General features: G+C 66.6%; 13 protein-coding genes. 1 reads left to right on the top strand and 12 read right to left on the bottom strand.

The features are described from left to right. Window positions 1-275 precede the first annotated feature (275 nt). The 10 genes from M2319_RS01515 to M2319_RS01560 form a co-directional block, all read right to left on the bottom strand. The gene (locus M2319_RS01515; RefSeq protein ID WP_264599662.1) at window positions 276-626 is read right to left on the bottom strand and encodes a RidA family protein; all 351 of its coding nucleotides are present in this window, start codon (window positions 624-626) and stop codon (window positions 276-278) included. After that, window positions 623-1,750: an NAD(P)/FAD-dependent oxidoreductase gene (locus tag M2319_RS01520; protein ID WP_264599663.1), complete on the bottom strand. Its 1,128-nt coding sequence runs from the start codon at window positions 1,748-1,750 to the stop codon at window positions 623-625. Before M2319_RS01520 ends, M2319_RS01515 begins: the two co-directional genes overlap by 4 nt. Further along, complete coding sequence (locus M2319_RS01525) at window positions 1,747-2,778, bottom strand: histone deacetylase family protein (protein ID WP_264599664.1); 1,032 nt, start codon at window positions 2,776-2,778, stop codon at window positions 1,747-1,749. The genes M2319_RS01520 and M2319_RS01525 overlap by 4 nt, the downstream gene beginning before the upstream one ends. Next, window positions 2,775-3,263: a GNAT family N-acetyltransferase gene (locus M2319_RS01530; protein WP_264599665.1), complete on the bottom strand. Its 489-nt coding sequence runs from the start codon at window positions 3,261-3,263 to the stop codon at window positions 2,775-2,777. Before M2319_RS01530 ends, M2319_RS01525 begins: the two co-directional genes overlap by 4 nt. Before the next feature lie 14 nt (window positions 3,264-3,277). Further along, on the bottom strand, window positions 3,278-4,204 hold the full coding sequence (locus tag M2319_RS01535; RefSeq protein ID WP_264599666.1) for a BKACE family enzyme: 927 nt from the start codon (window positions 4,202-4,204) through the stop codon (window positions 3,278-3,280). After that, window positions 4,201-5,550 carry an aminotransferase family protein gene (locus tag M2319_RS01540; RefSeq protein WP_264599667.1) on the bottom strand — a complete coding sequence of 450 codons (1,350 nt, stop codon included), beginning with the start codon at window positions 5,548-5,550 and terminating at the stop codon, window positions 4,201-4,203. Before M2319_RS01540 ends, M2319_RS01535 begins: the two co-directional genes overlap by 4 nt. Further along, window positions 5,547-6,638 carry an ABC transporter ATP-binding protein gene (locus tag M2319_RS01545; RefSeq protein WP_264599668.1) on the bottom strand — a complete coding sequence of 364 codons (1,092 nt, stop codon included), beginning with the start codon at window positions 6,636-6,638 and terminating at the stop codon, window positions 5,547-5,549. Before M2319_RS01545 ends, M2319_RS01540 begins: the two co-directional genes overlap by 4 nt. 109 nt (window positions 6,639-6,747) lie before the next feature. Beyond that, on the bottom strand, window positions 6,748-7,911 hold the full coding sequence (locus M2319_RS01550) for an ABC transporter substrate-binding protein (protein ID WP_264599669.1): 1,164 nt from the start codon (window positions 7,909-7,911) through the stop codon (window positions 6,748-6,750). 59 nt (window positions 7,912-7,970) lie between these two features. Beyond that, complete coding sequence (locus tag M2319_RS01555) at window positions 7,971-8,753, bottom strand: ABC transporter permease (RefSeq protein ID WP_264599670.1); 783 nt, start codon at window positions 8,751-8,753, stop codon at window positions 7,971-7,973. 18 nt (window positions 8,754-8,771) lie between these two features. Continuing rightward, window positions 8,772-9,641 carry an ABC transporter permease gene (locus M2319_RS01560; protein ID WP_264599671.1) on the bottom strand — a complete coding sequence of 290 codons (870 nt, stop codon included), beginning with the start codon at window positions 9,639-9,641 and terminating at the stop codon, window positions 8,772-8,774. A 118-nt stretch (window positions 9,642-9,759) separates the two neighbouring features. On the opposite strand from M2319_RS01560, the gene M2319_RS01565 reads away from it, so the two are divergent. Beyond that, window positions 9,760-10,719, top strand: coding sequence for a LysR family transcriptional regulator (locus M2319_RS01565; protein WP_264599672.1), 960 nt, complete (start codon window positions 9,760-9,762; stop codon window positions 10,717-10,719). Window positions 10,720-10,735: 16 nt separating this feature from the next. Here the strand turns inward: M2319_RS01565 and M2319_RS01570 are convergent, their stop codons facing one another. After that, window positions 10,736-11,227 (bottom strand): protoglobin domain-containing protein, encoded by a 492-nt coding sequence (locus M2319_RS01570; RefSeq protein ID WP_264599673.1) that lies wholly within the window; start codon window positions 11,225-11,227, stop codon window positions 10,736-10,738. Window positions 11,228-11,344: 117 nt separating this feature from the next. Then, window positions 11,345-12,334: a LysR family transcriptional regulator gene (locus tag M2319_RS01575; RefSeq protein ID WP_264599674.1), complete on the bottom strand. Its 990-nt coding sequence runs from the start codon at window positions 12,332-12,334 to the stop codon at window positions 11,345-11,347. Window positions 12,335-12,411 lie beyond the last annotated feature (77 nt).

Here is a 12,411-nt window from a genome sequence, read left to right on the forward strand (position 1 = left end):
CCGCTTCGCTTCGCCCGGGGTGACGAAGGAGAGGGATGCAGGGGCAACCGTGGCCGCAGGCGATGCGGCAGCGGGCTTGCTCTGCGCCTGGGGTCCTCTCAAGCGTCATTGCCGGGCTTGACCCGGCAATCCATGGGGCCTTTGATTTCAATATCTTAGGATGAGACACATGGATATGCCTCATGGACCACCGGATCAAGTCCGGTGGTGACGCGGAGTGGGTGGAGAGGGCGGAGCGGGAAGCGCTCGCCAGGAGAGGTGTCCGGCGGGAGAGCCTACTTCTGCGCCGCGACGACGATGATCTCGACCTTGAAGTCTGGCGTGGCCAACTTACTCTCGCCGCAGGCGCGGGTGGGGGCGTGGCCTTCGGGGACCCAGGCGTCCCAGACGGCGTTCATTTCCGCGAAATCATCCATGTCAGCCAGCCAGATAGTGGCCTGCAGGATGCGGGTCGGGTCGGAGCCGGCCTCGGCCAGGAGCTTCTCGATGCCCTTGAGGATGGCCTCGGTCTGGGCGGTGACGCTTTCGCCGGGGGCGCCGACCTGGCCGGCGAGGTAGACGGTGCCGTTGTGGATGACGGCCTGGCTCATGCGCTGGCCGGTCTGAAGGCGTTCGACGGTGCTCATTGCAGCGTTCCTGTTCCGGGGCCGATGCCGTCGCGGGCGGGCGACAGGGCGGCGACGACGTCGGGGGTGAGTTCGGGGGTGCGGCCGAGGACGAGGTCTCCGGCAAGGCGGGCAAGCGCCGGCGAGGTCTGGACGCCGTAGCCGCCCTGGCCGGCGAGCCAGAAGAAGCCGTCGGCATCCGGGGCAAAGCCGCAGACCGGCGTGCGGTCGGCGACGAAGGAGCGGAGCCCCGCCCAGGAGCGCTCGACCCTTGTGACGCTGATCGTCATTGCCTGCTCGAACCGGTGGAGGCCCTCTGCGAGCACCATGTCGTCGGGCCAGGCATCGTGGGGGTCGACCGGGTCCTCGTCGGCCGGCGAGACGAGCAGCCGGCCGCGCTCCGGCTTGGCGTACCAGGTCTCGGACCCCGAGACGACCAACGGCCAGCGCTCCACGCCCAGGTCGTCCGGCATCGGCAGGACGGCGATGGAGCGGCGCATGGGGGTGAGCCCGATCGGTGCCACATGGGCCATCGCGGCAAGGCCGTCGGCCCAGGCGCCGGCGGCGTTGACGACGATCGGTGCCTCGTAGGCGGCGTCCTTCGTGCGGACCTGCCAGGTGGTGCGGGCGCGCACGATCTCGGCGACCTCCGCGCGGCGCTCGATGCGCCCCGTGCCGGAGCGGGCGAGCCGGGCAAAGCCCTGCAGCAGCCGGTCGACGTCGATGTCCTGGGCGTTCGGCTCGAAGACGGCGCGCTCGATCCTCTCGCGCCTCAGGATCGGGATGCGGCCGACGGCGTCGTCCGGCGTGATCTCCTGAAGGCCGTCGCTGCCGGCAAGGTAGTGTTCCAGGGCCTCGATCTCGCCCTCGGCAGCGACCATCATCTCGCCGCGCGGGGTCAGCAGCGAGGAATCCGCAATGCCCTCGGGGTTTTCCAGCACCGGCGCGCTTGCCGCGTTCAGCGCGCGGACCGTGGCATTGCCGTAGTTGCGGATGAAGACGGCGGCCGAGCGGCCCGTCGCGTGGTAGCCGATGGCGTCCTCGCGCTCCAGCACGATGACCTTGGCCTCCGGGGCGAGCCGGGCCGCGGCGCCGATGCCGCCGATGCCGCCGCCGATGACGAGAATGTCAGCGGTTTCCGTCACGATGCCCGCTCCGTGCCGAAGCCGGAAAGGAAGCTCGTCAGGTTTTGCCCCAGTTCCGGGCAGAGATAGCCGCCCTCCTGGACGATGACGGTCGGCAGCTTCAGGCCCGCCAGCGCATCGGCGATGCGGGCAAAGCCGGCCGTCGTCACGGCAAGGCCGCCGAACGGGTCGCCCTCGAAGGCATCGAGCCCCAGGGCGACGACGAGGGCGTCGGCGCCGAAGGCGCGGACGCGCGCAAGGCCGGTGTCGAGGGCGGCAAGGAAGGTCTCGTCCTCCGAGCCGCGGGGGATCGGCAGGTTGAGATTGGCGCCGAGGCCGGCGCCCGCCCCGCGCTCGTCGGCATGGCCCCAGAAGAACGGATAGTAGCGGGCGGGATCGGCGTGGATGGAGACGGTGAGGACGTCGCGGCGCGCGTAGAAGATGCCTTGCGTGCCGTTGCCGTGGTGGAGGTCGACGTCGACGATGGCCGGGCGGCGGCCGGCAGCGAGCAGGCGCTGGGCCGCAATCCCCGTGTTGTTGAGGAAGCAGAAGCCGCCGGCAAGGTCGGAAAAGGCGTGGTGCCCCGGCGGGCGGCAGAGGGCGTAGGCATCGCCGGCGCCGGACGCCACATGATTGGCGGCGGCGATGGCGGTCTGGGCGCTCCAATAGGCCGATTCCCAGGTGTTTTCGGAAATCGGGCAGGCGGTGTCGGCCATGTGGAAGCCGGCCTGGCCGACGGCGGATTTCGGGTAGCCGACGTCGCGCCGGTCCGGGTGGATGTTGGGGATGACCTCCGCGGAGGCGCCGGGAATGCGTTGCCAGCGGGCATAAATGTTCTGCAGGAAGACGAGGTATTCCGGCGAGTGGATGGCCGCGATCGGACTGAGGCCGCGGTCGGCAGGCTCTTCCGCCGCTATCTTCACCTCGGCAAGGCCGGCAAGGAGCGCATCGATGCGGCCGGGCACCTCCGGGTTCGGCTGCGGCGCGCCGCTGGACAGGAAATGCTTGGGATCGTGGCGGCGCTGAAGGTCGTGAAAGAAGGCTTTCATGTCGGATCACTCATCTTGCCGAAGTCCGGGCCCTCAAGGGTAAGGGTCTGGTCGTGGCCGCCATTGGCAAAGCCGTGGCGGCGATAGAAGCGCTCGGCGCGCGGATTGTCGAGGTGGACGGTCAGCTTCATATAGCCGGCCTGCCAGCTTGCTGCGCCGTGGCGTGCTGCCGCCGCGAGCAGCCGCTTGCCGAGGCCGGAACTGCGCAAGGCCCTGTCGACCCAAAGGTCCTGGACATAGACGCCGGGCATGCCCCTCAGCGTGGAAAACTCCGGAAAGAACAGGACAAGGCCGACGGCGGTGCCGTCGCGCTCCGCGATCAGGCAGTGGAACAGCGGCTCCTCGCCGAAGCCGTGGTGACGGAGGATCTCGGTGCTTGAGGCAAACGCCGTCGTCTCGCCGAGGTCGACGGCAAGACGGGCGAGCATGGACTGGATCCTTTCGGCGTCCTCGGCGCCGGCGAGGCGGATGGCGATGTCGGTCATGGATATATCTGGTGTCAGAACGCAGTGCGGTCGGCGCCCTTGAGGTCGAGCATTTGTCTTGCGTCGTCGGGCGTGGCGACGACCCGGCCGAGTTTTTCGACGATCTCGCGGATCAGCGCAACCTGGTCGGCGTTGGAGCGGGCGAGTTCTCCCCGGGCGATGTAGATGCTGTCCTCAAGGCCGACGCGGACGTGGCCGCCCATGGCCGCGGCCATGGTGGTGATCGGGATCTGGTGCCGGCCGGCGGCGAGCGCGGACCACTGGTAAGCATCGCCGAACAGCTTGTCGGCGATCCGCTTCATGTGGGTGAGGTTCTCCGGATCGGCGCCGATGCCGCCCAGCACCCCGAAGACGAACTGGATGAAGAGCGGGGCTTCGACGAGGCCGCGGTCGAGGAAATGGCGCAGCATGTAGAGGTGGCCGACGTCGTAGCACTCGAACTCAAAGCGCGCGCCGCGCTTCTCGCCCATCTCGGAAATCACATGGGCGATGTCGCGGGGCGTGTTCTTGAAGATGAGGTCGTCGGAGTTTTCCAGGAACGGCTTTTCCCAGTCGTGGCGCCAGTCGGTGATGCGGGCGGCTGCCGGATAGAGCGCGAAGTTCATGGAGCCCATGTTGACGGAACACATCTCCGGCGCGGCCGTCATCGGCGCGCGGAGGCGTTCTTCCAGGGTCATCGTCGCGCTGCCGCCGGTGGTGAGGTTGAGGACGGCGTCGGTTCCCTGCTTGATGCGCGGCAGGAAGGCCATGAAATGGTCGAGATCGGCCGAGGGGCGGCCGTCCGCGGGGTTGCGGGCGTGGAGGTGCAGGATCGCGGCGCCGGCCTCGGCTGCAGAAACCGACTCAGAGGCGATGTCGTCCGCCGTGATCGGCAGGTGGGGGGTCATCGACGGGGTATGGATGGAGCCGGTGACGGCGCAGGAAATGATGATCTTGGTCATGCGGCCCGTGCCACCGGCAGGCCGGCCTCCGCGGCGAAGCGGTCGAGGGAGGAAACGAGCAGGCTGACGATGTCGTCGATGTCGCTTTCGGTCACGATCATCGGCGGGCAGACGAGGAAATGGTCGCCTTCCACGCCCTCTCGGGTGCGCCTGGAATAGAGGATGAGGCCATTTTCATAGGCGATGTCGACGAGCCGGAGATAGGCGTTGAGGGAGGCCGGCAGCGGCGTCATCGTCGCCCGGTCGGCAACGAGCTCGAAGGCGAGCAGCAGGCCGGCGCCGCGCACGTCGCCGATGAAGGGATAGCGCTCGGCGAGGCCATGGAGCCGGGACTTCAGGAGGGCGCCCATCTTTTCGGCATTGGCCATCAGGTCGAGGCGGTGGATCTCGTCGATGACGGCGACCCCGGCAGCGCAGGCCAGTGGATTGCCGGCATAGGTGAAGCCGTGGGCGAAGCCGCCGGCATCGAGCACCGCATCGACGATGCGGCCATGGGCGGTGACGGCGCCCAGCGGCGCGTAGCCGGCGCCGAACCCCTTGGAAATGGCGATGATGTCGGGCTCCACGCCCCACAGATCGCCGGCGAAGAAGCGGCCGGTGCGGCCGCCGCCGCACATCACCTCGTCATTGATCATCAGGATACCGTGGCGGTCGCAGATCTCGCGCACCCGTTCCATGTAGCCGGCGGGCGGCACCAGCGCGCCGGTGGAGGCGCCGCCGACCGGCTCGACGATGAAGCCGAGGACGGTTTCGGGTCCCTGCCTGAGGATCTCCGCCTCCAGCATGTCGGCATAGTGGTGGCCGGTCTCCGTCAATGCCGGGTCGAGCCCGTCGAGATAGGCGCGCGGGGCGGGGATCTTCGGCATCTCGCGCATCATCGGCGCGAACGGGTCCGTGAGGGGTCCGTAGCCGGTGAGCGCCAGGGCGCCGAGGGTGGCGCCGTGGTAGCTGGGAGCGCGCGAGATCACCTTCCAGCGGCTGGCCTCGCCGCGGGCAAGGGCATATTGGCGCGCCAGCTTGATGGCGCTTTCGGTCGCCTCCGATCCGCCGGAGACGAAGAACACCCGGTCGAAGCCGGGCGGGCTCAGGTCCGCCGTACGGGCCGCCAATTGCTCGGAGGCCTCGGTCTCGAAATGCAGCCGGTAGCCGAAGGTGGATTTCTCCATCTGCCGGGCCATGGCGGCAAGGACGTTGGGGTTGGAATGGCCGATATTGCAGACCATGGCGCCCGACGAGCCGTCGATGTAGCGCTTGCCGCTCTTGTCCCACAGATAGATGCCCTCGGCCCGGTCGAGGACCGGGCGGCGCAGGCGGGTCTGGTAGAAGAGGCGGCTCTTTTCGCTCATTCGCTGGGTCCTTCGGCCGGAAGGACGACGCACTCCTCCGGCCTGATGCCGACGGCGATCTCGGTGCCCTCCTGGAAGGGACTGCCGTCGATCATGCCGACGCTCTGCAACTGGATATCGCCGACGCGCACGAAGTAGCGCACGATCTGGCCCTGGTAATCGGTCGCCTCGACGGTGCCGGGGGCGCTGACGCCACCGTCCGGCGCGGCGCCCGCCGCATAGAGCTTCAGCTTTTCCGCCCTTGCGACGACCTTGCCGCGGGCGCCCGGCTGGAGGCCGTTGGCGGCCGTTTTCGGCACCGGGAACCGGCCGAAATGGGGCGTTTCGACGAGCACGTCGGTGCCGTCGGCATCGGTGACGGTGGCGTCGATCAGGTTGGCGGCGCCGAGGAAGCTGGCGACGAATTCCGTCGCCGGCGCGTTGTAGACCTCTTCCGGCGCGCCCTGCTGCTGGACCCTTCCGGCGCTCATGACGACGATCCGGTCCGACATGGCCAGCGCCTCGGACTGGTCGTGGGTGACGAAGACGGAGGTGACGCCGATGCGGTGCTGGATGGTCTTCAGCTCCACGCGCAGTTCCTCGCGCAGATTGGCGTCGAGCGCCGACAGCGGCTCGTCGAGGAGCAGCACGTCCGGCTCGATGACGATGGCGCGTGCGAGCGCGATGCGCTGCTGCTGGCCGCCGGAGAGCTGGGTCGGATAGCGATCCTGGACGCCCGGCAGGCGGACGATGTCGAGGGCGTCCGCCACCTTCTTTCCCGCATCGGCCCTGGAGACGCCGCGGTATTTGAGGCCGAAGGCGATGTTCTCGCCGATCGTCTTGTGCGGGAAGAGGGCGTAGTTCTGAAAGACGATGCCGAGATTGCGCTTGTGGACCGGCACGTCGTTGACGCGCCGCCCGCCGATCAGGATGTCGCCGCCGGTCGGCTTTTCCAGCCCCGCGATCATACGCAGGATCGTCGTCTTGCCGCAGCCGGACGGCCCCAGGAGGGTGATGAAGGAGCCCTCCTGGAAGTCGATGTCGACCGTCTTGACGGCCAGAAAGGCGCCGAACGACTTGGTGACGCCGCGAAGTTCAACCTGTGCCAAAGCCTTGTCGCCCTGAAGGTGCGCCGGGGCCTGAGCCCCCACGCACGGGAAGGAAGGTCCGGGGCTGTTGGAAAAGCCCCGGACAGGAGATGTCGGGTGGAGAAGGGGGTCAGGCGCCCTTCATGACCCGGTTCCACATCTTCTTCTGCTCCTTCTCGACGGCGTTCCACTTGTCCGGCTCGCGGAAGACGAGGCCGTCGAGCTTGCCGGTCGGATCGAAGGCCGGCAGCTTCTTGACCGTATCGGGCATGTCGACCTTGGTCGGATCGAGGGACGGCGGATATTTCTGGCCCTCGGCAACGGCGATCGCGGTCGCGGGCGCCAGCATGAAGTTGAGGAGTTCCTCGGCCTCTTCCATCGGCGAGCCCTTGAGCACGAACATCGTCTCCATCCAGGCAAGGCCGTTCTCGGGATCGAGATAGCCGATCGGGTGGCCCTGCTCCTGCAGCGCGGCGACGCGGCCCGACCAGGCTTCGGTGACGTAGATCTCCTCCTTGGCGAGGAGGTCCATCAGCTCGGCGCCGGAGCTCCAGTATTTCAGGATCAGGGCGCGGTGCTCGCGGACCTTGTCCCAGACGGCGTCCCAGTCGGTGATGTTGTTGGGGTTCTGGCCGGACTGCAGGGCGCCGTACCAGGCGCGGTTGGCCCAGTCGCCGCTCCAGCCGCCGATCTTGCCCTTCAGGTCCTTCTTCAGGAGGAGGTCGGCGCCGAGCTTCTTGGCCTCCTCCTCCGAGACGTATTTGGTGTTATAGGCGATGCCCGTGGTGCCGTAGTCGTAGGGCACGGCTGCCAGGTGATCGGGCGTGATGGCGCGGAACGGCGCCAGCACCGCTTCCATGACGTTGTCGATGTTCGGGATGTTCTTGGTGTTGAGCTCGCTGGCATAGCCGTTCTGGACCCAGCGCTGGTACCAGGTGATGCCGGAGGAGTGGATGATGTTGTGGCCATCGATGCTGCCGGCGGCCTTCAGCTTGGTCAGCACCTCCTCCTCGCCGCCGAAGGTGGCGTCGATGACCTTGTTGCCGGTCTTTTTCTCATAGGGGTCGAAGGCGTGCTTGCGCAGGGCCTCCGAGACGATGCCGCCCCAGCCCTCGAAGTTGAGCTCGGTGCCGGCGGCGAGCGCCTGGCGCGAGAGCGTCGTCATGATGCCGCCGGAAACGCCGGCGACGAGGCCGGCGGCGCCGAGGAGGCCCATGAAGGAACGGCGATCGATGTCGCCATTGCCCATGCGCTCGCGGAGCTTTTCGTATCGCTTGGTGCTGTCCTGTTTCATCGGTTCTGTTCGTCCTCTGGTTCTGGTGGTTTTTTCAGGTTTTTTGGATGTCGTGCCGCTCATCGTTTGCGCGAGAAATAGCGCGCGAGGCCGCCGGCCATGAGCGGGACGCCGACGGTAATGACGATCATGACGAAGCCGAGGGCGTTGATCTCCGGGCTGACGGAATTGCGCAGCATGCCGAAGATCTGGGTCGGCACGGTTTCCGAGCCGGCCGGACGCCAGAAGATGGTCGCCGTGATGTTGTCGAAGGAAATGGTGAAGGCAAAGAGCGCGCCGGCGAAGACGGCCGGCATCAGGAGCGGCAGGGTCACCTGGAAGAAGGTCTGAACGGGGTTGGCACCGAGGCTCCTCGCGGCTTCCTCGTATTCCTTGCGGATGCCGACGAGGCGGGCCTGGACGACCAGCACCACGAAGGGCAGGGCGATCATGGTGTGGCCGAGGAGGAGGACGGCGAAGGAGCGCGGCATCGACAGCCAGCGCAGGAAGATGAGGAGGCCGACGGCGAGGACGGTTTCGGGCACCAGCACCGGCGAGATCAAGAGCGTGGTGATCCACTCCTTGCCGGGCACTTTGAAGCGGACGAGGGCCAGCGAGGCGAGGATGCCGAGGGTGGTGGCGAAGAAGGCCGTCAGGACGCCGAGGATCAGCGACGTCTCGAAGGCGCGCATGATCGCCTCGTTCTCGAACAGCTTGGCGAACCAGCGCAGGCTGAAGCCCTCGATCGGGAAGCCGCCGAAGCGCGAGCTGTTGAAGGCGAGCAGGAGGACGACCGCGACCGGCGCGAACATGAAGATGTAGACGAGGACCGTGTAGATCTTGATGAGGTTCCAGGCGCGCATGGGTCTCTCCGGTCCTTCCTAGCTCAGTGCCTTGTAGAGCTGGTTGAGGCCCATGAAGCGGCTGTAGATGACGACGACGAGGCCGAGCAGGAACAGGAGCGTGAAGGAGAGCGTCGCGCCCATCGGCCAGTTCAGCTCCGAGACGACGGCGTCGTAGATGAGGTTGCCGAACAGGAAGTCGTTGGGGCCGCCGAGGATGATCGGCGTGACGTAGCTGCCGGCGGTCAGGACGAAGACCAGCAGGCTGCCGGCGGCAAGGCCGGGCAGCGACAGCGGCAGGGTGACCTCGCGAAAGGCCTGCCAGGGCGTGCAGCCGAGGGTACGGGCGGCCGGCTCCAGATTGCGGTCGATCCCCTCCAGGCTGACATAGACGTTGAGGATCATGTAGGGCAGGAAGACGTGGATGAAGCCGACGATGACGGCGAACTCGTTGTACATCATGGAGATCGGCTCGTCGGTGAGGCCGAGCCAAATCAGCACCCCGTTGATGGCGCCCTGGTTCCCCATGATGTGGATCCACGACATCGTGCGGATGATGAACGAGACCCAGAACGGCAGGATCAGCAACAGGAGCAGCAGCCACTTCCGCCGGAAATTGGTGTGGGCGATGAAATAAGCCGGGATGTAGCCGAGCAGGGCCGCCAGCACCGTGACGATGATCGCCATGCGGAACGTCTTCCAGATGGCATGGTGGTAGTAGCTGTCGGTCAGGAGGTCCTGCCAGTTGCCGAACTGGAAGGCGACCTCGTCAACGCCCAGATCGACGTTGATGTAGAACGAATAGACCAGGATGAAGCACATCGGCGCGATCACCAAGAAGGCGATCGCCAGGAGGGCCGGCGACAGCAGGTACCAGGGTCTGGGATCGAATGCGGTCGCCTTGGCCATCTAGAGCCCTTGGTGATGGGTCGGGATGCGCGGGAACGTGGCAAAGTGTTGCAGGCGGTTCGGCGATAGCGCAAATTAATATTCACTATATCCAACATTGCGTGAGTTAATGGGCCCGATGAGCAGCGAGCGGCCGGAACGGTTCGTCACCAATCTCGACTGGAATCTCCTGCGCACCTTCGTCGTCATCACCGAGGAGGGCGGCATCACCGCGGCGGCGAACCGGCTGCTCCTGCGCCAGCCGACGGTGAGCCTTGCCCTGAAGCGGCTGGAGACGCAGATGGGCACGCGCCTGATCGAGCGCGGCCACGGCACGTTTCGCCTCACGGCGGCGGGCCGCGACCTGCAGCGCGAGTGCCTTGAAATCTTCAACAGCATCGCCCGGCTCAGCGAAGTGACGACCTCGGCGGCGCGCGAGATCACCGGCAACATCCACATCTCGCTCGCCAGCCATGTCAGCACGCCGCTGCTCGACAGGGTGCTGGCGGAGTTCCACGCCGAGTTTCCGGCGGTAACCTACAAGCTGTCGATCCAGTCCAGCGATGCGGTCGCGCGCAGCGTCCTCGACAAGTCCGTGAGCCTCGGCATCTGCCTCGTCAACAAACGGCTGCCGCAGCTTCACTACGATCTCTTCTACCGGGAGTTCTTCGGCTATTTCTGCGGTCCGCCGCACAAGCTGTTCGGCCGCAAGGGCCTCAGGATCGAGGATCTGCGCGGCCATGCGGCGGTCTCGTTCGATACCGACGACGTCGCCGATGCGCTGCGACCCGTCGCCGAACTACGCCGGCAATACGAGCTGGAGCAGCGCATCGTCGGCCAGTCGCCGCATCTGGAGGAGGTGCGCCGGATGATCCTGTGCGGCCTCGGCATCGGGCCGCTGCCGATCCATGTGGTGGAGCGCGATGTGCGCGACGGCGACCTCTGGCGCCTGCCGCCCTATGAGAACCCGCCGGCGATCGACATCTTCCTCGTCACCAATCCCAAGCGCCGGCACAACCGGGCCGAGGCGCGGTTCCTCGATGCCCTGAAAGCGGAAATCGCCCGCCGGCCGATGGCCGAGCGGACCTATGCGGACTGACGGGCGGCGAGAGACCTCAGAAGGCGATGGTCCGGGCGGAGGGACCGGCATCCTGGCCGGTCTCGGCGTCGACGCCGAGGGCGCGGGTGATGTCCTCGGAGATGATGCTCTGCAGGGCGACGATGAGGTCGTAGGCCTCCTTCGGTCCCGATGCGTGCTTCAGGATCGCCTTCTGGAACAGGTTCATCAGGAAGAAATAGGCGGCGATGTAGTGGCTGTGGGTCAGGCCGATCTTGATGTGATAGGCGTGCATGTTGCGCAGCCGGACATCGTAGTTCTCGTCGACCCGGTACAGCAGGACGCGGCGCCAGTGGGCCTTCTGCTTCTCGGTGAGCTTGTCGATGTCGAGGCCTTCGAGGATGCGGTGCAGATTGGAATTGCCGATGCGCTGGTAGAACTTCTCCAGGATCGTATCGATGTCCCGGGAGATGAAGAACCAGAGCTTGTCGCGCGTTTCCGACGGTATTGACGCCGGATCGGTCCAGATCTGCATACGTTCGTTGATCACCGTTTTTATTCCTCGCCGCGCCGGCTCTGACCTTGCCGGCCGGCCGTGCTATCCCTATCGGGGACAACCCTAGCAGGGAAATCTTGATCATTGGTTGTCGGGGGACGGCGATGCCGATCAAAGCGCGGCGTCTTCCGCGTCCGAGCGGCGGATTTCGGCCGTTTCCGGCGTCTCCGGGCGCCCGCTGGGTTGCGCCATTTCGGGCGGTTCGCGCTCGTCAAGGCCGAGATTTGCAACCAGTGGCGGCAACTCCTCCGCCAGCACCTTTCGAAAGGCGGCGGCGACGGGGCTCAGCGTGATGCCGTTGCGCTCCACGATGCCGACGACGCGCTCCACGGAGGTGTCGGCGAGGTCGCGGGCGACGACGCCCATCGGCAGGTCGGTGGTGGACAGCGCCGGCAGGAGCGTCACGCCGAAGCCGGAGCGGGCGAGCGCCACCAGGGTGGTGACGTTGCGCACGGTCATCGTCGCGCGGTCGGACAGCGCCTTGTAGCTCGGCGCCTTGATGCGCTCCGAGGCGCCGTTGAGGATCAGGTTCTCGCGCCTCAGGTCGGACCAGCGCAGCGGCCGGTTGATCCGTGCGAGCCGGCTGTCGGTGCTGCAGATGACGCGGAAGCGGTCGCGGAACAGCGGCATGAAGGAGACCGGGGCGTCCGGCGCCGGCCGGCCGGCGATGCCGAGGTCGACCTGGCCGCTTTCCACCATCGCGCGCACCGAGCGGCTGTCGATGTCGAACATCTCGATCTCCACCTCGTTGCGGTCGGCAACGAAGCGGGGCAGGATCTGCGGGATCAGATTGGCGGCGACGGACGGCACGGAGGCAAGGGTCAGCCGGCCGATCCGGTTCTCCGCAAAGGCGTGCACGCGCTCGATGGCGCGGTCGTAGCTGTCGACCTGCATGGCGCCGGTTTCCAGCATGAAGGCGCCGAGCGCGGTCAGCGAATTCTTGCGGTCGGTCTCGAACAGCGGCCCGCCGACCTCTTCCTCAAGCTGCTTCAGCGTCATGGAGACGGCCGATGGCGTCCGGCACAGCTTCTTGGCGGCGTCGCGGATGTTGCCGGCTTCGGCAACGGTCACGAAAGCGCGCAGGGCCTCCAGCTTGATCACGGGGTATCCATTTCAGTTTCTCTGAAATTAATAACAGATGTTTCGATTTGATTGAAGTCGGAAATTGCCCGAAGCTG

This window comes from Rhodobium gokarnense, from assembly GCF_025961475.1.
Classification (GTDB): domain Bacteria; phylum Pseudomonadota; class Alphaproteobacteria; order Rhizobiales; family Rhodobiaceae; genus Rhodobium; species Rhodobium gokarnense.